The 26986-nt window shown below is 42.6% G+C and carries 24 protein-coding genes; all 24 read right to left on the reverse strand.

From position 1 onward, the window contains the following. Positions 1-569: 569 nt before the first annotated feature. The 24 genes from lysS to PGLA_RS11350 all read right to left on the reverse strand — a co-directional run bounded on the left by lysS (position 570) and on the right by PGLA_RS11350 (position 26944). Positions 570-2081, reverse strand: a complete 1512-nt coding sequence (lysS, locus tag PGLA_RS11235; protein ID WP_068532604.1) for a lysine--tRNA ligase — start codon at positions 2079-2081, stop codon at positions 570-572. A gap of 298 nt (positions 2082-2379) precedes the next feature. After that, positions 2380-2859, reverse strand: a complete 480-nt coding sequence (gene greA, locus PGLA_RS11240) for a transcription elongation factor GreA (RefSeq protein WP_068532607.1) — start codon at positions 2857-2859, stop codon at positions 2380-2382. A gap of 190 nt (positions 2860-3049) precedes the next feature. Continuing rightward, entirely contained in the window at positions 3050-4072 is a 1023-nt protein-coding gene (dusB, locus tag PGLA_RS11245; RefSeq protein WP_068532609.1) for a tRNA dihydrouridine synthase DusB, read from the reverse strand. 207 nt (positions 4073-4279) lie between these two features. After that, on the reverse strand, positions 4280-4489 hold the full coding sequence (locus PGLA_RS11250) for a helix-turn-helix domain-containing protein (protein WP_068532611.1): 210 nt from the start codon (positions 4487-4489) through the stop codon (positions 4280-4282). Beyond that, positions 4441-4989, reverse strand: coding sequence for a 2-amino-4-hydroxy-6-hydroxymethyldihydropteridine diphosphokinase (gene folK / locus PGLA_RS11255; RefSeq protein WP_068532613.1), 549 nt, complete (start codon positions 4987-4989; stop codon positions 4441-4443). The genes PGLA_RS11250 and folK overlap by 49 nt, the downstream gene beginning before the upstream one ends. A gap of 9 nt (positions 4990-4998) precedes the next feature. Next, complete coding sequence (gene folB / locus PGLA_RS11260) at positions 4999-5361, reverse strand: dihydroneopterin aldolase (protein ID WP_068532615.1); 363 nt, start codon at positions 5359-5361, stop codon at positions 4999-5001. A 41-nt stretch (positions 5362-5402) separates the two neighbouring features. After that, positions 5403-6254 carry a dihydropteroate synthase gene (gene folP, locus PGLA_RS11265; protein WP_068532617.1) on the reverse strand — a complete coding sequence of 284 codons (852 nt, stop codon included), beginning with the start codon at positions 6252-6254 and terminating at the stop codon, positions 5403-5405. Next, positions 6255-7139, reverse strand: coding sequence for an aminotransferase class IV (locus PGLA_RS11270; RefSeq protein ID WP_068532619.1), 885 nt, complete (start codon positions 7137-7139; stop codon positions 6255-6257). Continuing rightward, positions 7136-7717, reverse strand: a complete 582-nt coding sequence (gene pabA, locus PGLA_RS11275) for an aminodeoxychorismate/anthranilate synthase component II (protein WP_068532622.1) — start codon at positions 7715-7717, stop codon at positions 7136-7138. The genes PGLA_RS11270 and pabA overlap by 4 nt, the downstream gene beginning before the upstream one ends. 87 nt (positions 7718-7804) lie before the next feature. Beyond that, the gene (locus tag PGLA_RS11280) at positions 7805-9436 is read right to left on the reverse strand and encodes an anthranilate synthase component I family protein (protein ID WP_068532624.1); all 1632 of its coding nucleotides are present in this window, start codon (positions 9434-9436) and stop codon (positions 7805-7807) included. A gap of 390 nt (positions 9437-9826) precedes the next feature. Beyond that, complete coding sequence (cysK, locus tag PGLA_RS11285) at positions 9827-10765, reverse strand: cysteine synthase A (RefSeq protein ID WP_068532627.1); 939 nt, start codon at positions 10763-10765, stop codon at positions 9827-9829. A gap of 289 nt (positions 10766-11054) precedes the next feature. Then, positions 11055-11996 (reverse strand): peptidyl-prolyl cis-trans isomerase, encoded by a 942-nt coding sequence (locus PGLA_RS11290; RefSeq protein WP_084410968.1) that lies wholly within the window; start codon positions 11994-11996, stop codon positions 11055-11057. 10 nt (positions 11997-12006) lie between these two features. Further along, positions 12007-12888: an Hsp33 family molecular chaperone HslO gene (gene hslO, locus PGLA_RS11295; RefSeq protein ID WP_068532629.1), complete on the reverse strand. Its 882-nt coding sequence runs from the start codon at positions 12886-12888 to the stop codon at positions 12007-12009. An 80-nt stretch (positions 12889-12968) separates the two neighbouring features. Then, positions 12969-13736: a type III pantothenate kinase gene (locus tag PGLA_RS11300; protein WP_068532630.1), complete on the reverse strand. Its 768-nt coding sequence runs from the start codon at positions 13734-13736 to the stop codon at positions 12969-12971. Then, the gene (nadC, locus tag PGLA_RS11305; protein ID WP_068532634.1) at positions 13733-14608 is read right to left on the reverse strand and encodes a carboxylating nicotinate-nucleotide diphosphorylase; all 876 of its coding nucleotides are present in this window, start codon (positions 14606-14608) and stop codon (positions 13733-13735) included. The genes PGLA_RS11300 and nadC overlap by 4 nt, the downstream gene beginning before the upstream one ends. Then, entirely contained in the window at positions 14598-16214 is a 1617-nt protein-coding gene (gene nadB / locus PGLA_RS11310) for an L-aspartate oxidase (RefSeq protein WP_068532636.1), read from the reverse strand. The genes nadC and nadB overlap by 11 nt, the downstream gene beginning before the upstream one ends. 39 nt (positions 16215-16253) lie before the next feature. Beyond that, positions 16254-17192 (reverse strand): quinolinate synthase NadA, encoded by a 939-nt coding sequence (gene nadA, locus PGLA_RS11315; RefSeq protein WP_068532638.1) that lies wholly within the window; start codon positions 17190-17192, stop codon positions 16254-16256. Between the two features lie 239 nt (positions 17193-17431). Further along, positions 17432-19495, reverse strand: coding sequence for an ATP-dependent zinc metalloprotease FtsH (gene ftsH, locus PGLA_RS11320; protein ID WP_068532640.1), 2064 nt, complete (start codon positions 19493-19495; stop codon positions 17432-17434). A 111-nt stretch (positions 19496-19606) separates the two neighbouring features. Next, on the reverse strand, positions 19607-20146 hold the full coding sequence (gene hpt, locus PGLA_RS11325; RefSeq protein WP_068532643.1) for a hypoxanthine phosphoribosyltransferase: 540 nt from the start codon (positions 20144-20146) through the stop codon (positions 19607-19609). Between the two features lie 70 nt (positions 20147-20216). Continuing rightward, a complete protein-coding gene (tilS, locus tag PGLA_RS11330) occupies positions 20217-21632 on the reverse strand; it encodes a tRNA lysidine(34) synthetase TilS (protein WP_068532645.1) in 1416 nt (471 codons plus the stop codon). Positions 21633-21672: 40 nt separating this feature from the next. Then, positions 21673-22623, reverse strand: a complete 951-nt coding sequence (locus PGLA_RS11335) for a serine/threonine protein kinase (protein ID WP_068532649.1) — start codon at positions 22621-22623, stop codon at positions 21673-21675. Continuing rightward, positions 22607-23347 (reverse strand): vWA domain-containing protein, encoded by a 741-nt coding sequence (locus PGLA_RS11340; RefSeq protein WP_068532651.1) that lies wholly within the window; start codon positions 23345-23347, stop codon positions 22607-22609. The genes PGLA_RS11335 and PGLA_RS11340 overlap by 17 nt, the downstream gene beginning before the upstream one ends. Before the next feature lie 123 nt (positions 23348-23470). Continuing rightward, complete coding sequence (gene spoIIE / locus PGLA_RS11345) at positions 23471-25972, reverse strand: stage II sporulation protein E (RefSeq protein ID WP_068532653.1); 2502 nt, start codon at positions 25970-25972, stop codon at positions 23471-23473. Between the two features lie 444 nt (positions 25973-26416). Continuing rightward, a complete protein-coding gene (locus PGLA_RS11350) occupies positions 26417-26944 on the reverse strand; it encodes a S1 domain-containing RNA-binding protein (RefSeq protein ID WP_068532654.1) in 528 nt (175 codons plus the stop codon). Between the last annotated feature and the right edge of the window lie 42 nt (positions 26945-26986).

The raw sequence follows: 26986 nt of genomic DNA on the forward strand, positions 1-26986 counted from the left end.
GTTCAGTTTTCAAAGACCAATAATTTCGCTTTGTCGTTACCAGTGCTTCTCGGTGACAACTTTTATATCATATCATGTCCGGTTCGTTTATGCAAGCTTTTTTTCAATTTAAGTTTCATTCGATATTGGCTTGCCGATTCAATAAATGTGTTATTTACTGGCCGGACTAATAATATATCACGTGAAAGAAATGAATGCAATACTTATTTTAAAATAAAACTCCCCGCAACAAGCTGCGGGGTATCTTAGCAGGTGGATTCGCTTTGCTCACTTAGATTGAATTTGAAGCATTCTATCTAAATTGAAGCACCGTTTGCGTTCACAAGCTCAATCATTTCTTAAGAGAATCATAAATACGGGTAGTTCAATCTATATAGCTACACAAGAAGAAACGGCTACATCGTCCCTTAAGGACGGGTATGCTCTCTTTGGAAATATAAGATGTAGCGTATTAAGTGAAACTTATACTTTCTTATTTAAAAAAAAGAAAACCGACCAACCTTCCAAGGGAAAGTTAAGCCGGTACTCCACGAACTATTTATCTTACTGAACTCTTAACCCACCCATACTTAGTTGTCTTTTTGAGTACGCATATGAGGGAAGAGAAGAACATCACGGATAGACGCAGCGTTGGTCAACAACATCACCAAACGGTCAATACCAATTCCAAGTCCCCCCGTTGGAGGCATACCATACTCAAGTGCACGGATAAAGTCATCATCCATTTCATGAGCTTCGTCATTACCTTGCTCACGTTCTGTCATTTGAGCTTCAAAACGCTGACGTTGATCAATCGGATCATTTAACTCCGTGAATGCATTCGCATGCTCTCTTGCAACAACAAATAATTCAAAACGATCCGTGAAACGCGGATCTTCTTCATTACGTTTCGCAAGTGGAGAAATTTCCACGGGATGACCCGTAATAAATGTTGGCTGAATCAAAGTCTCTTCGACGAATTGCTCAAAGAAAGCATTTAGAATATGACCAAACTTATTATGTGCTTCTACAGGTACTTTGTGTTCTTTTGCCAAATTACGTGCTTCTTCATCTGTCATATGAACACTAAAGTCTACACCCGTTACTTCTTTAACCGCATCAACCATGGACACTCGACGCCATGATGGCGTTAAATCGACTTCTTGACCTTGATAATCAATAACCGTTGTACCTAATACTTCCTGAGCAATATGAGCAACCATCGTTTCTGTCAAATTCATGATATCTTTATAATCCGCGTACGCCTCGTACAACTCGATCATTGTAAATTCAGGGTTGTGACGAGTCGAAATACCTTCGTTACGGTATACACGTCCAATTTCATATACTTTTTCAAATCCACCAACGATAAGGCGTTTCAAATGAAGTTCGATGGCGATACGCATATATAGATCCATATCAAGCGCGTTGTGATGTGTTGTAAAAGGTTTCGCAGCCGCACCACCAGCAATCGTGTGTAACGTCGGTGTCTCCACTTCCAAATAACCAAGTGAATCTAAATAGCGACGCATGGATTGAATAATTTTAGAGCGCATGATGAATGTCTGTTGTACTTCTGGGTTAATCATCAAATCAACATAACGCTGACGATAACGAAGTTCCACATCTTTAAGACCATGATATTTATCAGGTAATGGATATAGTGACTTCGAGAGTATCTCCACATCGTCTACTTTGATTGAAGTCTCTCCAGTCTTTGTTTTAAACATATGCCCTGTTACACCGATAATGTCCCCTAGATCAAATAACCGGAAGGCACTGAATTTCACTTCAGGCACAGAGTCTTGACGCACGTATATTTGGATTTTTCCACTAAGATCTTGAATTTGAGCAAAAATAGCCTTACCCATACCACGTTTAGCCATAATACGGCCCGCTATGCTAACGGGGATTGCCATTTCTTCTAATTCTTCATTCGTAAATGAGTCATATTTAGCTACCAATTCACCTGCATTGTGTGTTCTGTTGTACTTTTTTCCAAATGGATCTAAACCCATTCCGCGTAGCTCGTCCAATTTGTTATGACGAATCTGTAGCAATTCGCTGAGTTCATTCTCCTGAACAACTATCTCTTCCGACATGCAACTCCATCTCCTTCGTATACCTTACGATTTAGCCATTGTTTTGACTGTTGTATATCTTTACTTATCATTATAAGACTGTTTCATCCATTTGAAAAAGCTTCGCGTTCCTTATGTCGACGAGTTACCCATATCTGGTATTCATATATCCAAGTAAAACCGGCTGTTCCCTCCTTTTTCAAGGATGGTATCCGTCTCTCGCGGAAATATAAGGAAAAGCGTATCAAGTGAAACTTATACTTTCTTATATTTTAAAAAAGGCTTCCCTTGGGAAGCCTTTTAAAACAATCCTCAGTCATTATACCTTACGGATGTCAATAATCTTATATTGAACAACACCTTGTGGAACATTAACATCAACAATGGCTCCTCTTTGCTTACCAAGAATAGCCTTACCAACCGGACTCTCGTTGGATATTTTGTTGTTTAGCGGATCAGACTCAGCTGTACCTACGATTAAGTATTCCACCGTGTCTCCAAACTCCACATCTTCAACAGTAACCGTAACACCAACACTTACAAAATCCGTATTAATATCATCATTGTTAATGATGCGAGCATTACGCAATAATTTCTCAAGCGTAATCACGCGTCCTTCAATAAAGGCTTGTTCATTCTTAGCATCTTCATATTCGGAGTTCTCACTAATATCGCCATAACCAATGGCGACTTTTATCCGTTCAGCAACCTCACGACGCTTTACAGATTTGTGGTGCTCTAGCTCATCCTCTAATTTCTTAAGACCTTCTTGTGTAAGAATGACTTCTTTATCGCTCATTAACCGATTCTCCTGTCATGTGAATATTTTAAATGATTACCTATACTTATGAAAACCACTATATGCAAATCTTGAGGAATCAGAACATTCCTCTGCTGCTGAGATTAACAATTGAGTCGAATTTATACTGCAAAAGTATATGGTAACCATTTCAAAATGTCAATGCAGTTCCATCGTAACCCATTCAAGATTATTTCATAGCTGCGAAGACAGCTGATAAATCACCATTAGTCTCGCCTTCTTCGTTCAGTCCTGCAACGAAGTCTTCTAGAATTTTCACCATTTCATCTCGTCTAGTTTCTTCCATGATGATATCCTTGACCCGTGCAGAACCTTTTAGTCCCTTCAAATACCAAGCTATATGCTTACGCATTTCACGAACAGCGATATGCTCGCCTCTCATAGCTATTAAACGGTCCATGTGAAGAATAGCGATTTTAATCTTCTCTTCAGCGGATGGGTCTGCCACAAGCTCCCCTGTTTGCAGATACTGAATCGTGCGATATAACATCCAAGGGTTACCAAGTGCCCCTCGACCAATCATAACGCCATCGCATCCGGTCTGATCCAACATCCGACGCGCGTCTTCTGGCGTAACAACATCGCCGTTACCTATAACTGGAATACCCACAGATTGTTTCACATCTCTAATAATGTCCCAGTTCGCATGCCCCGTATAGTGTTGTTCTCTTGTTCTGCCATGAATACTAACTCCCTTACCACCTGCGCGTTCGATCGCTTGAGCATTCTCTATAGCATAGATATGCTCACTATCCCAACCCGTACGCATCTTCACCGTAACTGGTTTACCTACGGCATCTACAACAGCAGACACCATTTCGTATATCTTATTTGGATCCAAAAGCCAACGAGCTCCTGCGTCAATCTTAGTCACTTTTGGAGCAGGGCACCCCATATTAATATCAATAATATCAGCATTGGTTTCTTTATCTACGACTTTGGCTGCTTCTACCAGAGATTCACGGTCTCCCCCAAAAATCTGTAAACTTAGCGGCTTCTCCCGTTCGTCAACAAACAGCATGTCATGGGTACGTTTATTACCATGGACAATGGCCTTTCCACTAACCATTTCCGCGCATACCAATCCCGCGCCAAAATCTTTGGCGATCAAGCGGAATGCTGGATTGCACACTCCTGCCATGGGGGCAAGCACGACTTGGTTCTTCATTTCAATATCGCCAATCTTTAACATGTGATGAACCTCCAAGTTTTTATTGTATTACTACATGATCTACTTCGATAAAAACTCGCATCGGAAGCATAATCTTAAGTTTTTATTGTGTTACTTCTTGATTCACTTCGAAAAACTCGCAACGAAAAGAACAATCCGTTATCATGCTGCATCCTACACAAATATTTGCCGGGAACTAGTTATCGTTGCGAGTATCCAAATTACATACTATGACGAAATATTCATTAGTTCAGAAATCGAGATATCCAAAACTCCTGCAATTTTACTTAAAATTTGATCTTCTACATGACGATTACCTCGTTCAATTTCTCCTAAAACAGCAAGAGATATTCCCATCTTAGAAGCTAGCTCTTGTTGGGTGTATCCTTTTAGTTTTCTGAAAGCGCGGATTCGGGCTGCCAGTTGTAAGTTCTCCATAGTTGTATCCCTTCCTTTCCTTCCAGTCTCTCCAGAGCTGTCTTTACCACGATATGCAAACCAGAGGTTTCTTCAGAAGGTACAATATCACGCAACGGGACGAGGACAAATGCTCGTTCTTCCATCCGTGGATGAGGCACAATAAGGTCTGGTGTATTCTCAACCACTCCATCCATCCATAGAAGGTCTAAATCTACGGTACGAGGTCCCCAGTGGATGTGCCGTACACGACCCAGTTCTCGTTCAATCTCTTGCATGACTTTTAAAAGATCATGAGGATTTAGATCGGTGTTCACGGCAACGACCATATTGAGAAAATAGGGCTGATCTATAAAACCTACGGGCTCAGTCTCATAAAGATTGGAGCCTCGGAGGACGATAATCTGTTGATGCATATGGAGACGATTTACGGCTTCCATCAAGGTTCCTTCGCGGTCACCTAAATTAGCCCCTAAAGCAATATAAGCCTCTGATGACTCAGAGGTGGAATGTAACTTCATGATGGATTCTCACTTTCTTGTTCTGGACAGCTCCACCGTAACACCTTGAAAATGAATGTCGAACGGAGGATGCGGTTTGGTCACTTTGACCGTTAATGCATTGATTCTAGTATAAGTGTCTAATAACGAGGATGCAATGGCTTCTCCTAAAGCTTCGATTAATTTGAAAGACTTGTTCTCAACTATTTCCTTCACAAGAACATGAATATCAGCATAATTAATTGTTTTCGTTAAATCATCCTGTTCTCCCGCTTCGCGAAGATCCATGTCTAGCTCTAAATCAATGTAGTAACGTTGTCCAAGTCTTCTCTCTTCTTCGAAGACCCCATGGTATCCGTAATACTCCATCCGGTGCATAACCATTTTATCCATCTTGAAATACCACTCCTCTAAATGTTCTATTGTGTACTAGATTATTGTTCAATCAATGCTCCATACATCATAGCGTCGCACATTTGTACGGTTCGTTGTATAGAAGACACATCGTGTACCCTCACGATTTGGCAACCTTGTGCAATGCCGAAGGCTACCGTCGCTGCTGTTCCCTCTATGACATCATCCACGGGAAGATCCAGAGCAGTACGGATAAACTTCTTGCGAGATGTGGCAAGCAATACTGGATATCCCAGTTGAGCTAATACATCAAGCTCCACCATAACACGCATGTTCTCGACATAATCTTTAGCGAAACCGATTCCAGGGTCCAAAATAATATTGTCCGCTTTTACACCTGCTTGAAGTGCTAGATTGATGCTTTCTTTCAAATCCTGAATCATATCTGGAATCAGGTTAGTATAATTCCGATCGTGGCGATTATGCATCAGAATAATAGGAACAGAGAGTTCTGCTGCCGTAGATAACATCTGAGGATCGCCTATCCCCCTCCAAATATCATTAATGATATGAGCACCTGCATGAACCGCTTGCCGGGCTACCTCTGCTTTATACGTATCTACTGAAATAGGGATATGCGGAGCTACGCGATGAATCGCTTCTATGACAGGAATAACCCGTGCCAGTTCATCTTCTAGCCCAACCTCAACCGAGCCAGGTCGAGTTGACTCCCCACCTATATCAATCAGGTCAGCCCCATCTTCCACCATCTGAAGCGCATGTTGCACAGCAAGTTCCGTATTCGTATATTGTCCACCATCAGAGAAGGAATCCGGCGTAACATTTAATATCCCCATAATAAGCGTGGATTGGCCTAGTTTTAATTCCGTTTCTCCACAAGAGTAAGTTCGTTCATAGATCATCGTCTTCATTTAGGTAATGCCTGCTTTCTCTCGATATAATTGTAGAAGTCTAGTTGTTGTAGGTCCAGCAGTGCCACTACCTATCGTTATGTGGGAGCCGTCCTCCAATAGAAGTGTCGTTATAGGTACAAGCTCTTGAATAGAGCTTGTCATCCATATTTCTTCGGCATTCGCCAAATCATCCCATGTATACCGACCTTCCTCACAATGTAGGCCGATGTCCAAGGAGAGTTCCATCACGAGTTCCCTAGTAATTCCCGGTAGTATACCGGTATCTAGATGGGGCGTATAAAGAGAACCTTGTCGAACAAAAAACAAATTGCTGACTATCCCTTCTGCCACATAACCCTGTCCATTCAACATAAGTCCTTCCGATGAATGCCGAGATGTAGCAGAATAAGACATCAATTCCCTTTTCGCTAATATATTATTCATATAGTGAAGCGATTTAAACCGGACTGGACCCTCAGGTGTATTACGACGAGTGTGTAATTTTTGCAGTCCCTTTCCATCACGGTAAAGATCAGAAGGCATTCTAGGAAGCTCTTTAACGATAAGGAAGTGATTAGGGTTACAATAGTCTTCCGTAGGCAACCCCAGCACACCCTCACCCGCGCTAACCGTATATCGAATATACGCCTCATCTAATCCGTTGGCTGTCATCAGACTAGCAATCCATGCAGATGTAGCTTCTAGATCAATTTCATAAGGAATACCTAGATAACGACAATCTTCGGAGAGTCTTTTTAGGTGTCTATCCAACAGAAATGGTACGCCACCATAAGTACGAAACGTCTCGAACAAGCCCATCCCATAAAGAAACCCGTGATCCATCACAGACACCTTAGCATGCATAGCATCTACAATGCCGTAATTCATTCCGATAAAGGTCATGCTTTCTTTACTAGAGACTGCTTAAGAAAGTTACGAAGCATTTGATGTCCATGGTCAGTAATAATCGATTCAGGATGAAATTGTACACCCTCAATTGGGTATTCCTTGTGACGTAGCCCCATAATCTCGCCTTCTTCCGTCTCCGCTGTAATCTCTAGACAATCAGGCAAGCTCTCCCGCTCCACCAACAATGAATGGTATCTAGTAGCTGTAAAAGGTGAAGGTAGTCCTTCGAATACAGAAGTACCCTTATGATGCATCTGCGAGGTCTTACCATGCATTAACCGCTCTGCACGTATAACTTTCCCTCCGAAAGCTTGACCAATTGCTTGATGTCCCAAACATACGCCGAAGATTGGAATGATTCCCTTGAATTGCTGAATCACTTCAAGACTAATACCTGCTTCGTTAGGTGTACAGGGCCCTGGAGAGATCAAGATATGATCTGGTGCAAGTTTCTTAATACCCTCGATATCAATCTCATCATTGCGATATACTTTTACCTCCTGACCTAATTCACCCAAGTACTGAACCAAATTGTAAGTAAATGAATCATAGTTATCGAGTACTAATATCATGAGTATATCCCCCTTGTACGCCGCTATATAAATTGAGCTAAAGAGCGTCCTGCAATCACTCGTAGGTAACGCAGTCTTTCTTTCAATCTATCTACTTACGGCTATTTCCTCTTCACTACATAACACTGCCTTAATCATAGCCTTAGCTTTATTATGGCACTCGCGATATTCACGATAAGGATCTGAGTCCACCACAATACCTGCTCCAGCTTGAATGTAGCCTTTTCCGTCAAGTACGGCTAATGTTCTTATAATGATATTTAATTCCATATTACCATTATAGTCAATCCACCCCATAGATCCCGTATAGGGTCCACGGCGGACAGGTTCAAGTTCTTCTATAATTTCCATCGTTCGAATCTTAGGAGCGCCCGTAATCGTTCCTCCCGGAAAAAGAGCCGCAATCACTTCATAAACATCTTTCCCCGATGCTAGGCTGCCCTCTATTTGAGAGACGAGGTGCATGACATGCGAATAATATTCGATCGTCATTAGTTCAGGAACATGTACGGAACCATATGCCGCTATACGACCAATATCATTGCGTTCCAGATCAACTAACATGATATGCTCTGCACGCTCTTTTTCGTTCGTATAGAGCTCATTTGCCATCGCAGCGTCTTCATCCGTTGTAATCCCTCTTCGTCTTGTACCCGCAATAGGACGAGCGCTCACCTTATCCCCGTGTAACTTCACCAACAATTCGGGCGAACCACTAACTAAGGAGAAATCCGGTGATCTAAGCAAACCCATATACGGGGAAGGATTCAATAGGCGAAGCCATTCATAAATTTGTTCTGGTTGTGAGTGTAATTCTTTCTCCTGCCGCAGCGATAGATTAACTTGAAAGACGTCTCCTTGCCGAATATATTCCTGAATCCGTAACACTGCTTTCTCAAAAGATTCTTGTGAAAAGTGTGCTGTCATTCCTGGCCATGTCTCCTGCGAGGAGCTGCTCCCCTGTTCAATCCGTTCACGCTCTTCCATCTTGTCCAATTGAAGTAGGCGATGATTCCGCTCTGATTCTCCACGGGGTGCTCCATCAGATCCTATTTCGCTAAAGGAAGCCCATAGCGCCATCATGCCCAGGGATCTCTCTTGAGCCTTCTTATACAGCGTCTCCAACATGAAGTCGATACTATCATTCAAAGGTAATGTTTTTTCGGGCATAGATTGATCTACTTTGTTTAAAGGCATATGAACTGCACAATAAACAACCTGATCCTGATTATCATAAATCCATACTTCATCCATTCTCATCCACATATAATCAGGAAATGATGGCTCATCCTCTGCCCATGAAGGGAGTCTCTCTAAAGAACGAGCGACATCATACCCCATAAATCCAACGCACCCTCCTAGGAAGGGAGGATAGTCCTCATTTGCAATTTGAGGAGAATGATAAGGAGCCCTCCATTGCTCTAAGACTTGTAAGGGAGCTCCCTCAATAATATCCGTCTCACCCGTTCGAGGATTAACCAACCTCGCTTCGTCTCCTTTTCCTGATATAACAGAAATGGGATTAAGCCCTAAATACGTATAGCGACCACTCTTACCGCTCTCAAGCACGACAGCATAAGGTGATGAGGCCTCCCATGCTCGAGTCCAAGCTTGTGGTAGATCCTCTCCCTTCATCCGTACAAGATAAGGCAGTACGCTCCACCCCTCCGTTGACCAATGTTCCCACTGTGTAAGTGAAGTTAGCACATTTGTTGTCACTTTGTTTCCTCCTAAAAGTCTTTTTGAGCAACACTTCCTGTTCGACTTCGTAAAAAAGACTTACTTCGGAAGCATACGTTTAGTCTTTTTGACCAACGCTTGCTGTCTTGCTTCGAAAAAAAGACTTACTTCGAAAGCATATGCATAGTCTTCTTTTATCCTTACTTACTATTCATCTTCATAAAAACATACTTTCGCTAGCTTTATCATATTGTATAAGCACTGTTCCCTGCTTTATTTCGTTAAAGTAATCTTAAACTGGTTGTCAGTATACTTTAGTTATAGCTATTTTGAAAAGACCTTATCCATTGAATAGTATAAAAAACCCCATTGCCAATATTAAAGGCAATAGGGGTTTGACTCAAATTATATTGAATTGGATAGCCAGTATTAACCTTCGAAGTTGTATAATGGCGTGCTCAGGTAACGTTCACCGTTACTAGGTATGATCACGACAACACGTTTGCCTTTACCTAACTCTTTAGCTACTTTAAGTGCAGCAGATACAGCAGCTCCTGAAGAAATACCGGACAGAATACCTTCTTCTGTCGCTATACGACGTGCAACTTCAAAAGCTTCCTCATTCTCTATGTGAATGATCTCATCGTATATATCACGGTTCAGAATTTCAGGAATAAAGTTAGCCCCTAGTCCTTGGATCTTATGAGGACCAGGTTTACCACCAGCTAAGATAGGTGAAGCAGCAGGTTCTACAGCATAAATCTTAATGTCTGGATATTGTTTCTTCAGCACTTCACCAGCACCAGAAATCGTTCCGCCTGTACCAATTCCAGCAACAAATGCATCTAGTGTACCACCGATGGAATCAATCGCTTCCACAATTTCTGGACCTGTTGTTTCACGGTGAATCTTCACATTAGCTTGGTTCTTAAATTGTTCTGCCATGAAGTAGTCAGGGTTTTCCTTTACAATCTCTTCCATTTTCGTAACAGCACCATTCATACCTTCCGATCCTGGAGTCAGAACAAGTTCAGCACCATAAGCACGCAATAAGTTACGACGCTCCAAACTCATCGTCTCAGGCATAACGATAAGAGCTTTATAACCTTTTGCAGCAGCTACCATTGCTAAGCCAATTCCAGTGTTACCACTCGTTGCTTCAACAATGGTTCCGCCTGGTTTAAGGCTACCATCTTTCTCTGCTTCTTCTACAATGCTAATCGCGATACGGTCTTTAACACTTGAACCTGGGTTCTGGTACTCTAGTTTAAGGAAAATTTCTGCGCTGTCTTCAGTGGATAGACGGTTCAAACGAACAAGTGGTGTTCCTCCGATTAATTCGGTTACATTATTAACGACCTTTGCCATAAATAAAGCCCTCCCTAGGATAATGGTTATATATACGAGCATTGCTAGAGTCATTTCATCTAGTTGTATGATAAGGAAACTACTAACGACAGCTAAACTAGTGTCTCTGTTTCCTGATATATCCGAGTATTTCAGTTGGTTTTTGTATCTTCATATTATCAAATCTCCACGTACCTTGTCAACTGAGGTTATACAAAAAAAGGATACTTAGACGAACAGCCATCATCTGTTTATCAAAGTATCCACTGGGTATTCAGAATGGGTGTCCAAAGGTATTTATTCCAAAGAACTATAGCCCACGATAAGCTACTATACTAACATCGTATTTGTCCCTAAGAAGCTTCTCCAACTCAGTAAGCGGCATGGCTTCATTAAGCGCTAGCAGTTTGCGAATAGACTCGCGAATCTGTTTCGTATCTTCTTGTTCTTCTGTGATGATATCCGTTAGTAAGATAACAACGTAATCCTCATCCCATCGAAAAGGGCCCGCGATATCGTTAACTTGTAACGAAGCCGCTGCATCTAGCATTTCCTTGGGTAAGAAAGGATCGTTCCATTCTACCTCACCGATCTTTCCATCCTGATCACGACTACTTACGTCTATGGAGTGTTCTTTAACCATTTGCGTGAAAGTGGCACCTTGTTCGAGTTGATCTAACACATCTTGAGCTTCCTCTTGACTAGATACTTTTATCACAGAGAGTTGAAGTTGTGTACGAGCTTCGAATTGATCCCCATTCTCCTTATAATATTTATCAATTTCCTCATCTGAAATGTGGATGTCTGATATGGCAATTTGCTCTAATGTCAATCTATAACTCATCTCCGTCGCAACATCTTCAGGTGAAAGACCCAATTGTGTCTCCATCTCATCATAGTAAGCTTGTTCAGAGTCATAACCCAACATATCCTTCTTCAATTGGCTAGAGACTTCATCTGAAGAGATATGAATATTCAGTGCATTAGCTTCCTCGAATACCGCTTTACGGTTCAACATATGAAGTAATACTTCCTGTCCATACTTACGCTTGAGCTCCTCTTCCCATTCACTGTTGGAAATCGGTTCTTTATTAAAATAGGCTACCGGTATACCCGCAACTGGAAGCTGAGGTTCCTTATCTAATGGCCCTAGACCACGGAACATAATCAAGCAGCCCATGAAAAGGAGGCCCATCACTAAGATGACATTGACGACCCACAGCGTCCTTTTCTCTCTCTTGATCTTTATCATATGGATGCCATTACTTGGCTTGTTCTAAAATATGCTGAAGTTCTGCTTTATCAAAAGAGTACTTTTCATTACAGAAATGGCATACTACCTCTGCTTGACCGTCTTCTTCAATGATTTGTTCAAGATCGGTTTGTCCTAAGCTGACCAGTGTGTTCTCCACGCGTCCTTTGGAACATTGACACTGGAATCGAAGATCCATTTCTTCTAAGACTACCGCATCAGGTAGCAAACATTGAAGCATCTCTTCTAAATCCATACCTTGATCCATGAGGGATGTGACTGGAGGAAGCATACTTACGGCATGCTCAATTGCATTAATTTCATCATCACTTAATCCTGGCAACAGCTGAATGATGAAACCTCCCGCTTCCATAACCTCATTATCTGTTCCTACCAACACACCTAACCCTACCGCCGACGGTGTCTGTTCTGACACTGCGAAATAATAGGTCATATCTTCTGCAATCTCACCAGAAATGATTGGGGTGCTACCTGTATAAACATCTTTTAATCCCTGATCTTTAATTACATTCACGAAACCATCACGCCCTACAGCTCCTGCCACGTCCAGCTTACCTAGACTGTTACTTGGTAGATGAACATGCGGATTCGTTACATACCCACTGATATCTCCATTCGCATTAGCTTCTGCTACGACTTGACCTATAGGCCCATCGCCTTTTATCTGAATGTTTATTTTCTCTTTGCCTTTAAGCATTGCACCCATCATTGCCGCCGCAGTAAGGGTACGACCTAATGCTGCTGTAGCCGTTGGCCAAGTGTCATGTCTTTGACGAAGTTCTTCTACTAAACTGGTTGTACGCACCACTAAGGCACGAACATGTCCATTCATAGCTGTCCCTCGGATTAATCGATCTTTTTTGTTGTCCATGTTCTTATGGCCTCCTCTGCCTATTACGTTATACTATCATGTCTATTCCATCTTCATTTGTACTAATACATTTCTTTGCCTTATTGATTACGTTCGTATATTAAACGCAGTCCCTCGAGCGTAAGCATGGAGTTGACCTCTTGTATGCATTTCGTCTCACTTGCGATCAATTCAGCCAATCCGCCTGTAGCAACTACTTTTAGGTCCGGCGCTTCCATCTCAACCTTTATACGTTCAACGATACCATCCACTTGCCCGGCATATCCAAAAATAATACCCGCCTGCATGGCATGAATCGTATTGCGACCAATGACCTTTTTGGGCTTCTCCAATTCTATTCTAGGCAACTTCGATGCACGTTGATAAAGAGCTTCCGTTGCTATTCCTATACCAGGTACAATGGCTCCACCAAGGTAGTTTCCCAACTCATCAATGCAATCAAATGTCGTAGCTGTACCGAAATCAACAACAACTAGAGGCCCTTTATATTGATTCACTGCCGCTACAGCATTTACAATACGATCCGCACCCACTTCACGCGGGTTTTCGTAACGCAAATTCAAGCCAGTTTTAATCCCGGGTCCAACCACCAAAGGTGTTTTATGAATGAATTTCAGACACATCTCTTCAAAAATATTGACTAGAGGTGGGACCACAGAAGATATGATCACACCCTCGATATCCTTAACTGAAATGTCAGACATCCGAAACAGATTAAAGATCATCACACCGTACTCATCAACGGTAGATTGACGAGTCGTACTAAGTCGAAAATGGTGGACCAGCTCCTTATTGTGGTAGATCCCTAATACAATGTTGGTATTTCCTATGTCTACTACAAGAATCATGAAGTCTGGCCCTCCTTCTTCGCATTAAGATCCAAACTGATATCTAAACTATTAAAAGAATATGTCAGTTGTCCAACCGAGATAATATCGACTCCACACTCAGCAATTCCCCTAATCGTATGTAAAGATACGTTTCCGGATGCTTCTATTTTGACATGAGGCACCCGTGATCGGATCATTTGAACAGCTTCCTTCATGAGACTGTGACTCATATTATCTAACATAATAGTATCAGCCCCCGCAGCAATCGCCTCATTCACTTGCGCCAGATTCTCAGCCTCTACTTCAATCGTCATCGTATGTGGAATATGAGCACGTGCACGACTCACTGCTTGCGCAATACCACCCGCACCCTTGATATGGTTATCCTTAATCATGACAGCATCATATAATCCAAATCGATGATTTGCCCCACCGCCAACTCTCACAGCATACTTCTCAAGCATACGATGACCTGGTGTCGTCTTACGTGTGTCCACAAGTCGCGTAGGTAATCCCTCTATCGCATCAACAAATTGACTCGTCTTTGTAGCAACGCCAGACAACCGCTGTAACAAATTCAGAGCTAAACGTTCACCTGTCAGAATGCTATGTGTACTTCCCTCAACGATTGCAAGAATAGTTCCTTTTGATACAGATTGACCCTCTTCTACATGGGACACAAAGGAGAGTGACGGATCCACGACTTCAAACACCAGCTCAGATACCGGAATTCCAGCAATAATACCGTCTTCTTTGGCATGAATAATCCCTTTAGACTCATGATCTACAGATATCGTTGCGAGAGACGTGATATCACCTGATCCAACATCTTCTCTCAACCAATGGCGTATTGACTCTACCAAATTTTCATTGTAACCATTAAACATCATCACTAACTTCCCCCACGATCTCATGCTCACGCTGCTGTAACAGATGCTTACGCCAGAACAGATCATCCCGTTCAGGATAATCAGACCGATAGTGCGCACCACGACTTTCTTTACGTGCCAAAGCGGCCTGCGTAATAAGCAACGAACACGTCAGCATATTAGCAAATTCGAATTCTTCCTTCTTAAACAACGCCGCTTGAAAAATAGGTAGCTGACGACGTAGTTCTTCCAGTCCCTTCGATAATAATTCTTCATCACGACGAAGACCGGCATAGCGTACCATAACCTTTTGTAGCTTCAATCGCTTCTCTATCATCGCCTGCATAGGAACATCTACCCGATTATAGTCTACCACGAGTGAGCGTCCTGACCAATTGAGTGGTGGAAGTTCCTTAATTCGATTCACAATTCGGCGACCAAATACAATCGCTTCTGACAATGAATTGCTTGCCAAACGATTAGCTCCATGTACACCCGTTGAGGATGCCTCACCACATGCAAACAAGCGTGAAATGTTACTTTCACCACTCAGATCCGTCTGAACCCCACCCATCATATAATGTGCAGCAGGTGCTACAGGAATCCAGTCTGTTGTCATATCTAGACCATATACCATGCAAGTCTCAAATATGGTTGGGAAACGGTGCTTAATCATATCTGGTGTCTCATGCGTTATATCTAAATATATGAAGGTAGACTTCGTCTCTTCCATTTCACTTACGATCGCACGGGCTACGATGTCCCTTGGTGCAAGTTCAAGCATTTCATGGTATTTACTCATGAAACGTTCTCCCTTAATATTGCGCAGAATTGCCCCTTCGCCACGTACAGCTTCCGATATTAGAAACCGTGGAGCTCCTGGGTAACAAAGCGAGGTTGGATGGAATTGTAGGAACTCCATATCACAAATTTTAGCTCCAGCACGGTAGGCCATCGCCACGCCATCCGCTGTTGCAACTTCAGGATTTGTCGTATAGCGATATAACTGGCCCGTTCCTCCAGAACACAAAATAGTCGCATCTCCTTGTACGAAGATACGCTTTCCACCTGGAGCCTGTACGAGTACGCCAATACATACGCCCTCATCCGTAATAATATCCAGTACGAAATGGTTGTCCCATACATCAATATTGTCCTTTTTGATAACTTGCTCCGATAACGCCCTAACGATCTCAAACCCTGTCGCGTCTCCGTTGGCATGCAAAATACGCCGGTGGCTATGTGCCCCCTCCTGAGTGAGCGCTAACTCTCCATTATCCTCATCAAATGTCGTTCCTAACCGAATAAGTTCTTTAACCCCCAACGGTCCCTCATTCACAAGGATATCAACGGCTTCCGAAGAACAAAGACCAGCCCCGGCGAGCAGTGTATCCTGTCGGTGGAAGGCTGGTGAATCATCCTCTGATATAACAGCGGCAATGCCCCCTTGTGCATAACGGGTGTTACTCTCAAGCAATGCATTTTTAGTAATCAATATGACTTGACGATCCTTACCTGCTTTAATGGCTGTGAATAATCCAGCAATACCAGATCCAATCACAATAACGTCTGTCTTTACTTTTGGAAGAGACTCTAGATCGAAATCTACCAAATACCGTGGAATCATAACGTTGTTCACCTGTCTTAAGAGAAAGAGTAGCGCATGCTACTGGACCTGTAACATGCGCTCTAGGGAAATCCTTGCTTTGTCGGCAATAGCGGGAGGAACATAAATCTGTGGCTTCATCGTCTCCAGACATTTCACCAATTTTTTAAGATTATTAACCTTCATATTAGGACATACTAGAAACTTAGTTGCGAAGTGGAACGTCTTATCTGGACTATCCTGACGAAGCTGGAATCCAGTTCCGTCCTCGGTACCCACAATAAATTGTTTCACATCAGATTTCTTACAATATTCCAGAATAGCTGTAGTACTTCCTACGAAATCTCCCAATTCAACCACTTCAGGCCGGCACTCAGGATGAACCACAAAAGGAGCATCAGGATACTTAGCCTTCATTTCATATACATCTTTGACGGTTAACATATCATGCGTATTACAATAACCTTCCCATATAATCAACTTCTTGTCTGTGTGCTGCTGCACATAGTGACCTAAGTTTTTATCGGGAACCCAAATAATTTCGTCCGAATCGACGGATTGAATAACTCTAACTGCGTTAGCTGACGTACAGCAAATATCGGTCTCCGCCTTGATCTCTGCAGAAGAATTTATATATGTAACTACCTTGGCATTGGGATGTTGAGCTTTCAGCTTCCGAAGTCCATCTACATTGACCATATCTGCCATAGGACATCCTGCTCGTTCATCAGGAATTAACACCGTCTTGTTAGGTGCTAGAATTTTGGCGCTTTCCCCCATGAAGTGTACACCACAGAACACAATAACTTCGGCATCGGTTTGAGCTGCTTTTTGTGCAAGTAGAAACGAATCCCCGCGGAAATCTGCTACTTCTTGTATTTCATCGCGTTGATAATAGTGAGCTAAAATAATGGCATTACGTTCTTTTTTCAATTGCATGAGTCGTTCGCGTAGTTCTCTATTCTGTTCCGCCTTACGCTCTAGTGCGAGTGCCTCCACCAGCAATTTCCCCCTCTATATGTACCCATAATTATCAATCACAATTGTCATGCTTAACTACTATATTCTCTTACTCACCAATCAAGTCCACCCAAGAGTATCCTTTGTTGTTTAACAACTAATTTACACAACGTTCACCACTCTGTCAATCAACCTAACTGACCATACAAGAAAAAGAGAACCCCGTATAACACGTTTGTGTCATACGGGGTTCTCACATGATTAGAACATACTAATCATTATTTACTTTCTGGCGGTGTTCCGCCTTCATTACTTGAATCGCTAGGATCGTTAGAATCACGATCAACTGAATTAGGTATTTCTGTTGTGTTTGGAATATCTCCTGTCGGAGTTGCGTCTGTTTCATCACTCTTAGGAAGAATGCGAACCGTAACATCACCTACAGTTTCCACGATTGGCGTACCCGCAACTTCAGTTGGTGTAGTCTCAGTAGACTTAGCAACCTCATCTGAAATAGATCCGTTATCAATCAGCTGCTTAATCTGATCAATTTCTAACGTCTCTCTTTCAATTAGCGTATTCGCAATAAGATGCATCTCTTTCGAGTGTTTGATCAACAAGTCCTTACAACGTTGGTAACAGTAGTTGGTGAAATACTGCATTTCCTGATCAATTTCATATGCAATAGAATCACTATAATTCTGCTCGTGTCCAATATCTCTTCCAAGGAATACCTGACCTTGAGATGAACCGAACTGCATAGGTCCGAGCTTATCGCTCATCCCGTATTCCATGATCATGCTACGTACAATGCCTGTGGCTTGTTGGAAGTCACTGTAAGCACCTGTACCAATTTCCCCAATGAAAATTTCTTCTGCTACACGTCCAGCAAGGAGACCGGTAACTCTATCCAGCAATTCATTCTTCGTAACAAGCATACGATCTTCCTTCGGAAGCATGATCACATATCCGCCTGCGCGTCCGCGCGGGATGATCGTAACCTTGTGTACCGTATCCGCATGTTCTAAGAAATAACCTGCAATCGTATGACCCGCTTCATGATAGGCAACGATTCGTTTCTCGCGATCACTAATGACACGACTACGTTTCTGCGTTCCTACAATGATACGATCAATGGCTTCATCTACTTCATCCATCGAGATATCCTTACGATTACGACGTGCAGCGATCAAGGCAGATTCATTAAGCAAGTTCTCCAAATCTGCACCGCTAAATCCAGTCGTACGCTTAGCAATAACATCTAATCTAACATCGTCAGTAAGTGGCTTATTGCGTGCATGTACTTTCAATACAGCCTCGCGCCCCTTCACATCTGGTCGATCAACCGTAATTTGACGGTCAAAACGTCCTGGACGTAACAATGCAGGGTCTAATATATCAGCACGGTTTGTTGCAGCAATCATAATAATACCTTCGTTACCACCAAATCCGTCCATTTCTACAAGCAACTGGTTGAGTGTCTGCTCACGTTCGTCATGTCCGCCACCAAGACCAGCGCCACGTTGACGACCTACAGCATCAATTTCATCAATAAAAATGATACATGGTGCATTCTTCTTCGCATTCTCGAACAAATCGCGAACACGTGAAGCCCCTACCCCAACGAACATTTCTACAAAGTCAGAACCTGAGATACTGAAGAAAGGTACTCCTGCTTCCCCTGCAACTGCACGAGCTAACAATGTTTTACCTGTTCCCGGAGGACCTACAAGCAGAACCCCTTTAGGAATACGAGCACCCACTGCTGCAAATTTGCGAGGATCTTTTAAGAAATCAACGATTTCAACGAGCTCTTGCTTCTCTTCATCAGCGCCTGCGACATCCTCAAATGAGACTTTCTTCTTCTCTTCATTATATAACCGGGCTTTGCTCTTACCAAAGTTCATCACTTTGCCGCCGCCGCCCTGCGATTGATTAAATATGAAGAAGAATAGGACAAACATAAGAATCAATGGAACAAACGATGAAAATATAGTTAACCAAATGCTCTGCCCTTCCATCGGCTTCACATCAAGATTAAATTTATTCTTCTCACTCGCTTGAATGACTTCATCCAATGCAAAATCAGTGGCAGGAATATAGGTCATGAAACTATCAGACTTACCTTCTGGCGCCTTTATATATTTACCAGTCACTAGGTAGGCGTATTGATCAAATTGCGCCTCCATCTCAGCAATATTATTAGCTTTAATCTGCTGGCGTAACTGGTCATATCTAGGGGCATCAGCGGCTTCATTACTATTGCTGAGGAATTGTACAATACCCACCACGACTAAAAATAGAATCAAATAAAAACCAGAATTACGGATGAACCGATTCATCCCCTACCTCCTCTCAAGACACTTAAGTTATCTTACCATAACCTGTCAGGCTGTCTCAATAGAGGCATCTGACAAGGAGTCATAAATGATTTCTACCATGGTATTGCTGAATTAAGTTGTGTAAATTTCCGGTTTCAGTACCCCAACATAAGGCAGGTTCCGGTATTTCTCAGCGAAATCCAAACCATATCCGACCACAAAAGCATCGGGTAGTATAAATCCTGTATAATCTGCTTGTAAATCTACCGTACGGCCAACCGGTTTGTCAAATAAAGTAACCACGCGTGTAGATTTGGCATTGCGATTATTTAACATTTCAATGAGGTAACTTAGTGTAAGTCCACTATCGATAATATCTTCAACAATCAATACGTCCCGTCCTTCAACAGGAACGTCTAGATCTTTGATGATTTTGACAATACCCGTTGATTTAGTGGCTGCCCCATAACTGGACACTGCCATAAAATCAAGTTCAATCGGTACCGTTATCGTCTTGACCAAGTCTGCCATAAAAATAAACGCACCTTTTAGAACGCAAATCACAAGAGGATTACGACCTGCATATTCGGCACTTAACTTCGTTCCGAGTTCTCCAACTTTCTCCCGGATGTCTTCTTCGCTGATGAGTACTTCTAGTATATCATTCTGCAACTGACTGAACCCCCTACGTTAAACTATGAAAGTATGACACCAACCATTACTATTAACCAATTTCTTACGCTTATGCATCTTCAAGAGACATATGAAGAATAGAAGTCGTATGCTGACTGACAGGTGCATGGATAGATCGTCGTATTCCCGGTATCCAAATAATCTGGTTGTTACCGTCAAGAATCATTGGGATATGAGCACGTAGGGACGGAGGTATCTTATCATCCATAAGAATATCCTTCACCTTTTTGCTACCGTTTAATCCCATCACCTTCATGGTATCTCCATCTTGCCTGCATCGCAAGGTCAACGGAAAAGATAATAGATCCGAGTCAAATACTGCTTCGTGACCTTTTAAAGGTGACCATGACGTTTGCTCTCTCAAATGGACTACCATTCTCAAGATCTTCCCAATTTCGCTTACCATAAGTTCTGGAACAACTGCATTTAGTTGATATGTATACCTTACTCTCTGCATAAGTGGCTTAGGCTGAAATGTAACGACATCATATTCTCGTATACAGACGAATCCTCCACCTAGGTCTCGGCTCCACGTCGACGGAGCTTTCTGTGAAATGCCATCGCGAAGGGTCTCGATCTTATTATAATCAGTGAGCTCAGAGTCCACTGACATGTAATTTAATATTAGTTTAATCAACCTCCGTTGTAAAGCGACATGTATGCCCGAAAAGGAAGATACGCTAAACGTGAACCTTTCGTCGACTTTACGCACCAATTCGTGGTACACCTTCTCGGTAGCCTGCTCCACGTAATCGTCCTCAGCGGTCATTACACTGGATAATTGATTCAAACCCTGAGTAATCTGTCCATTATATTGCCCTAAATAAGGAAGTATATCCAGACGGATCTCATTGCGTCTATACTTCGTTTGCAAGTTACTTGGATCAATGGCATACACCAGACTTTCGCTTTCGCATACGTCAATCAAGTCCGTTTTGTATATACGTAAGAGGGGTCGAATAAGTTCCACATTTTTTATTGTTCTATTAAACTTCATCCCAACAAGACCAGACGGGCCACTTCCGCGTAACAGATGAAGAAGTACGGTTTCTGCTTGATCGTCAGCATGATGAGCTAGAGCGATAGAACGTGCGTCATAATTCACAGCTGTTTTAATAAGAAACTCATATCGTTTATCCCTTGCAGCCTCCTGCGTACCTTTTCCACTTTCTTTCATATAAGCAGGAACATCAATAGCCTCCATCACAAATGGAATACCGAGACTTGCTGCCAAGTTCTCCACCAACAGAGCCTCTTCATCTGATTCTACACGGAATCCATGATGGACATGGGCGCATATGAGGTTCAATGGCATATGATGTTGTGATATTTCGTGCATAATATGCAAAAGAGCCACAGAATCCGGACCACCGGAGACTGCGACTATAATGGTATCGTGAGGGAGCCATAGGCCCTGTTCTTCCGCAGTGCGAAGAACATGCTCTACCAAGAGGTGCATTCTCATGTTTCGTATGCTCCTTTTCTACCTTAAACACTTATACCCTTTACAACCAAACCGCCAAACAGACGACAACACATAACAGTAAGAATGAAAAAGTAAATGCATATCTTAACCAACGAGGCGTCTTGTCAGAGGGTTTGCTTTTAGAGAATACAGGTTTATTTATTTGTTGCTTCCATAGGTTCCAAGCTTGATCTGACCCTTCAAATTCTCCACGAATCGCCTTGGTCAACCAACCCGCATAAGGCTTTAGCTTGTGACTTCGTTGAACCAGGGTTAGCAGATCAGCTACACTACGAGTCTGAGGGAGATGGTGTGCAGCTGCAGACCTCAGAGCTTCTCCGTGAAGTAAGTGAATACAGAGAACGGCAAAGGCAAATAGATCATACCCTTCATCGCTTCCTCGACTCCCGGCATTCCAATAACCTCTGTCATACCACTCTGTAAATTGCTTCACGCTACGGCCTATTGAACTTACACCGCCATAGTCAATGAGCTCCACTTCTCCATACTCAGATACCATCACGTTCTCAGGTTTCAAGTCTCCGAACACGAATCCTAATTGATGTAAATCGCGAAGCTTCTCTAAGAGCCGTAAGCCCACTATACCAATCCACTCTTGTCCACGTTTGCGTATGAACCAGTGTAGTGGACTTCCCTCTACGTATCTCATCACATAAAAGGGGATCTCCCGTTGGCGTTCTGAATAATCGTCTACTTCAAGTAGATAGGGACGATGCGCTATACCTTCTTGTTTATCTTTTTGTTTCTGCTGTATCTGTAGTGAAGTCAGAACATTAATCTCCGACTGTAACTCCAAAGTATCATTTCCCATCTTCAGCGCATAACGCTCCCGGTAACCTGCCTTCTGAACCAAATAAACGGTTCCATTAGCCCCACTTCCAAGTACACCTTGAATCACAAAACGGCTATTTCGCCATTTCCCCGTGATCACCGTACCCGTTGGGTAATTAGGATTAGACGACGTAATCACCGCGTTTTCCTTCTCCCTCATCGGAATTCCCCCGCCATGCTTGATGTTCATCTAGTGTACCATAACGGAAGAAATCAATCACCTTCATGATCGCTGGTCCCGTCGGAGTGGCTCCTTTCATGTTAATTCGATTGAACAACGACTTTAATTTTCCTAGGTCAGAAGTCCAATTCACATTCATAATGGCATCTTCTCCACTGTGTCGTCCTGGATAATGGAATACAGCTAATTCACTAAAGCCTTCCCGAGCCTGTAAGCTTAACATCAAATCGCGGATAGCTTCCTCGACAGCGAACAGTTTTGGCTTCATGCTCGCACTAGCATCAATGATCAACGCCACCTGAAGTGGTGTCGTCTCCGTTAATTCATCCACCACCTCAACCACTTGCGAACGGCGATTTGGAGGTAAATCCTCTAAGGTCGACCCTCCTAATATATGTTTCAACTCTTTATTAACGGCTTGTTGTATGGTCTGCACAACCGTCTTCCGAGTCATCATTTGCATCGTTTGTGCTAATTTCTGAGTTCCAACAATTCTACTAATTCCCCCACCTGCTTTGGCAATATCAGCAATTTCTATACTACCAATCTCCCCAATGGTTCCGTAATCTACGACCCCTACCACATTCACAGTTATACCGTCTTCTAGCGCATGTGTTGCTGCTAGAACAGGACTGACTCCCATATTTGAACATCCATCTGTGATTAACAAAATTTGTTTCATGTCCGATCACCCTCCCTATGGAAATTGCTTCCTTCTCTCTATCATTTCCAGAAATGAGAGAATTCAAACAAGGAGTTTCTAAGTGATTCGTACTCTTTTAAGCGTATTGTTTTTATTATTCAGCTAACTCACGGTACGTGGCCGGTCCATACGTGCTAAACCAGGTACATGCAGTGTAGCCCATTTCGGCTGAAAACGTTCCACCTTTCCTACGACGACTGTCATATCATCATGAATCTGATTCTGCTGATAACGGATCACTTTTTCCAATAGACAATCTGCAATATATTGTGGATCATCGCTCTGAATCTCTTGAATAATTCGTTTCATCCACAATTCCTTATTCACCGCATAACCCGGTGCATCATATAAACCATCCGTCATCATAATGACGATATCGCCAGCTTGAAGTTGAAGTGTGACTAAATCCACTTCAATTTCTTGAATGATCCCAATCGGAAGGTTGCTCGCGGAGACAACAATGACCTCTTGGCCTCTTTTAATAAAGCTTGGAGTCGATCCAATTTTCATAAATGTCGTCTCTGCCGTATATTGATCGATCAGAGCCATATCGACTGTTGCATATATTTCATCTGGTGATCGAAGTAAGAGTATTGAATTAACGGATTTGATAGCTAATTTCTCATCCATACCCGATTGTAGGAGTTGCTCCAAAATATTAAGTGCGGTACTGCTCTCTTGGCGTGCGCGTTCTCCATTACCCATGCCATCACTCAAGGCAACTGCAAAGGTTCCATTGCCTAACTCCACCGTACTGAAACTATCTCCCGAGAATACATCTCCTCCTTTGGCAGCCCCAGCAACCCCCGTTGTGATTTCAAATGTTTTGGCTGATCCGAATACAACCGTTGCTAGCCCGTCACGTGTGCCCGATACCGTTTCCTGCATCACGGCAATGTGTTCATCTAGAATGTTAGAGAGAAGTGGAGCAATGATTTTACGGCACTCATCATACCCCCGCGTATACGCATGAATGATCTCGATCTCCACTTGCCCTGAATCCAGATTAATAACATCAATGCCATGAACAGATAATCCCATCTTCTCTAGCGCTTCTCGAATCTCTTCCTCCTGCTGATACATCGCTTGTCCTTCTCTTTTGATCTCGCGCGCTAAATCGTCCATCACTTGAGATACGCCTGACAATTGTTCAGCCACTAAATGACGACTATCGTATATTTGACGTTTCCACTGCATATCATGTTGATAGAGATGGTACTGCTTCTTCATAACCGCCAGCACATCACCCGTCTTGTGACACACTCTATGCCATTCATGTGGAAGTTTATCCGAAGAAATATCTGGATTTCCTTCTACCGCGCTCATCATATCCGTCATATATTTATATGTTTGATAGAATTTCGTATCCCAGCAATGTTGATTCTTGAAACATCCCGAACAAGTGCCTTGCGTGACGGAATTCATGAAATGGTCCATTTCCTCCGTACGTTTGCTAACTTCCTCTGCGCCCGAAACTTGACCGAAACTCTGTGATAATTGTCTAAATACTTGTGAGAACTGCGTGACCCGATCCGCAGTCAAATCACGTACCCGCTTCGCATATTCATGCTGAGATTTCGTATGATCTTGCGTACCCGGTACATATTTGGATATCATGCCAATCACGGTCTTAGGTGTAATCATAAAGAGAACAACAGCGGCACAAGTCTCCCAAGTAGAAGTCAATACATCTCCTGAGCCAATGAAATAGATCGAAAGAATGGACGAACCTATAAGCATACCCATCGCTACCGTCGCTCGATGACCTTCACGTAACATACCCGCCAACATCCCGGAAAATGCAAGGAGACTCATCTGATAAATTGCTGTAAGATCCGCTAAACTTAGAATGAGTCCTGTTACTACACCAACCGAAGCTCCTAAAGAAGCTCCACCTACGAAAGCGAACAACAGAATCAAGTAACGAGATAGGATATGCTCAATCGATAATGAATAGATACTCCAACCTACTGCTCCCGTCATAACAGAGGCTAGCAATATAATTAAACAGAGAACTTCTTCATTTTTAAGCTGATAGTTCTTTTTGCGATAGGTGAATACCGGCATAGCTTGTATAAATACCACCGTAAGCACAAAACTCAACACCGCATCCATTGTCATCATCAGTAGAGAATACCAAGTTAACGATGGACCTAGAAGAACGTAGAGTAGATTCACAGAGAACGTGGAGACAAACACCATAATAGGAGCATAGGATAACTCAGCATGTTCAAAGGCCTCTAACCCCTTATAAATCAGAAAGAAAATCAACAATTCTGAAGATATCATTATCGCCGTTGGAAAAGGTGCAAATAGACTACCTGCAACGATAGCGACAGAAACGATTGGAAGATAGTCTCGACGCATAAATAAAATAACAGCAAAAAATGCTAATGCAAAAGGCGATAACTCGTCCAATATCATGGCTTTGCCTAATAAAAAACCCATAAACGTTAACACTATCATCCATTTCCTAGCTGCCACCAAATGTACCATACGCCGAACGACACTCCCCTGTGTCATACGTGTAATCCATGGATTCGCTGATTTTGCTCTTTCTGCCATATGTACGTCAGGGAAGTTAATCACATTTCTTTTTTCCATAATTTTAAGCACCGCCCTTAATAATGTTTGTAGGTACCCATTATAAAGTGAACCGTGCGAGAAAGTTTGTCAGAACATTGGACAGGCATCTAAGAAATTTCCGACAAAAAAGCCTCCGTTGCGGAATGTCGGGAATGGGCTTTAATCCCCTTTCACACAACGTTTTAAAACTGCCCTTATGATTTTCACTTCGTTAAAATTAGTAGCACCCTAGTCTATTTTATCTAGCGATTGAACATGAGATAGCTGGAAATCAGTTGGAAGTTGTCGGCAACTAATTTTAGACGACAAAAAAACCGTAGAGGCATCACTGCCAACTACGGTTATCTTAAAATATAAGAAAGTATATGTTTTACTTGATATTATATTCCTTATATTTCCGCTAAAACGGGTGCCGTCTTTGAAAAAGGACGGTATAGCCGTTTCCACTTGTGATATTGACTATTACATGCGCTTAGCGCCACGGCCGCCACGTTTGGATTCCGTGTTTTTCTTGATGGACGATGCCCGTTCTTCGCTATCTTTTAGGAAGCGTGACACTTTATCCTCGAATGTAGCTTTGACAGCAGGCTTAAACGAACGCCCGCCTCGTTCACGATTGTAACTACCACCGCCACCGCCGCCTTCTCTACCGCCACTAAATCGTTCTCCACCTTCTCTACCGCCAGTACTGCCTCCAGTACTACCGCTACGTTCAGGTCTTGGACTTCTTGGTGGTCTCGCTGCTTCTGGTGGCTTGTCAACAGTTTGCTTGATGGATAGTCCGATCTTGCCGTCCTTGTCGACATTGATCACTTTAACCGTTACGACATCATTGATCTTCAAATGATCATTGACATCCTTAACGTAATTATCAGCGATTTCTGAGATGTGAACGAGACCCGTGACACCTCCTGACAGATCCACGAATGCTCCAAAATGGGTTATGCCTGTCACTTTGCCTTCTAACTTGGTGCCTACTTCGATTGCCATAGAATAAAATGATCCTCCCCTAAAAAATATACAGCAAGATTT

The organism is Paenibacillus glacialis (genome assembly GCF_001637205.1).
In the GTDB taxonomy this organism is placed as follows: Bacteria; Bacillota; Bacilli; order Paenibacillales; family Paenibacillaceae; genus Paenibacillus_AQ; species Paenibacillus_AQ glacialis.

Excerpts from the sequence above, each read along its gene's own strand:
- lysS (WP_068532604.1), bottom strand. The coding sequence starts at position 2,081 with ATGTCGGAAGAGATAGTTGTTCAGGAGAATGAACTCAGCGAATTGCTA.
- greA (WP_068532607.1), bottom strand. The coding sequence starts at position 2,859 with ATGAGCGATAAAGAAGTCATTCTTACACAAGAAGGTCTTAAGAAATTA.
- dusB (WP_068532609.1), bottom strand. The coding sequence starts at position 4,072 with ATGTTAAAGATTGGCGATATTGAAATGAAGAACCAAGTCGTGCTTGCC.
- PGLA_RS11250 (WP_068532611.1), bottom strand. The coding sequence starts at position 4,489 with ATGGAGAACTTACAACTGGCAGCCCGAATCCGCGCTTTCAGAAAACTA.
- folK (WP_068532613.1), bottom strand. The coding sequence starts at position 4,989 with ATGAAGTTACATTCCACCTCTGAGTCATCAGAGGCTTATATTGCTTTA.
- folB (WP_068532615.1), bottom strand. The coding sequence starts at position 5,361 with ATGGATAAAATGGTTATGCACCGGATGGAGTATTACGGATACCATGGG.
- folP (WP_068532617.1), bottom strand. The coding sequence starts at position 6,254 with ATGAAGACGATGATCTATGAACGAACTTACTCTTGTGGAGAAACGGAA.
- PGLA_RS11270 (WP_068532619.1), bottom strand. The coding sequence starts at position 7,139 with ATGACCTTTATCGGAATGAATTACGGCATTGTAGATGCTATGCATGCT.
- pabA (WP_068532622.1), bottom strand. The coding sequence starts at position 7,717 with ATGATATTAGTACTCGATAACTATGATTCATTTACTTACAATTTGGTT.
- cysK (WP_068532627.1), bottom strand. The coding sequence starts at position 10,765 with ATGGCAAAGGTCGTTAATAATGTAACCGAATTAATCGGAGGAACACCA.
- PGLA_RS11290 (WP_084410968.1), bottom strand. The coding sequence starts at position 11,996 with ATGATAAAGATCAAGAGAGAGAAAAGGACGCTGTGGGTCGTCAATGTC.
- hslO (WP_068532629.1), bottom strand. The coding sequence starts at position 12,888 with ATGGACAACAAAAAAGATCGATTAATCCGAGGGACAGCTATGAATGGA.
- PGLA_RS11300 (WP_068532630.1), bottom strand. The coding sequence starts at position 13,736 with ATGATTCTTGTAGTAGACATAGGAAATACCAACATTGTATTAGGGATC.
- nadC (WP_068532634.1), bottom strand. The coding sequence starts at position 14,608 with ATGATGTTTAATGGTTACAATGAAAATTTGGTAGAGTCAATACGCCAT.
- nadB (WP_068532636.1), bottom strand. The coding sequence starts at position 16,214 with ATGATTCCACGGTATTTGGTAGATTTCGATCTAGAGTCTCTTCCAAAA.
- ftsH (WP_068532640.1), bottom strand. The coding sequence starts at position 19,495 with ATGAATCGGTTCATCCGTAATTCTGGTTTTTATTTGATTCTATTTTTA.
- tilS (WP_068532645.1), bottom strand. The coding sequence starts at position 21,632 with ATGAGAATGCACCTCTTGGTAGAGCATGTTCTTCGCACTGCGGAAGAA.
- PGLA_RS11340 (WP_068532651.1), bottom strand. The coding sequence starts at position 23,347 with ATGAAACAAATTTTGTTAATCACAGATGGATGTTCAAATATGGGAGTC.
- spoIIE (WP_068532653.1), bottom strand. The coding sequence starts at position 25,972 with ATGGAAAAAAGAAATGTGATTAACTTCCCTGACGTACATATGGCAGAA.
- PGLA_RS11350 (WP_068532654.1), bottom strand. The coding sequence starts at position 26,944 with ATGGCAATCGAAGTAGGCACCAAGTTAGAAGGCAAAGTGACAGGCATA.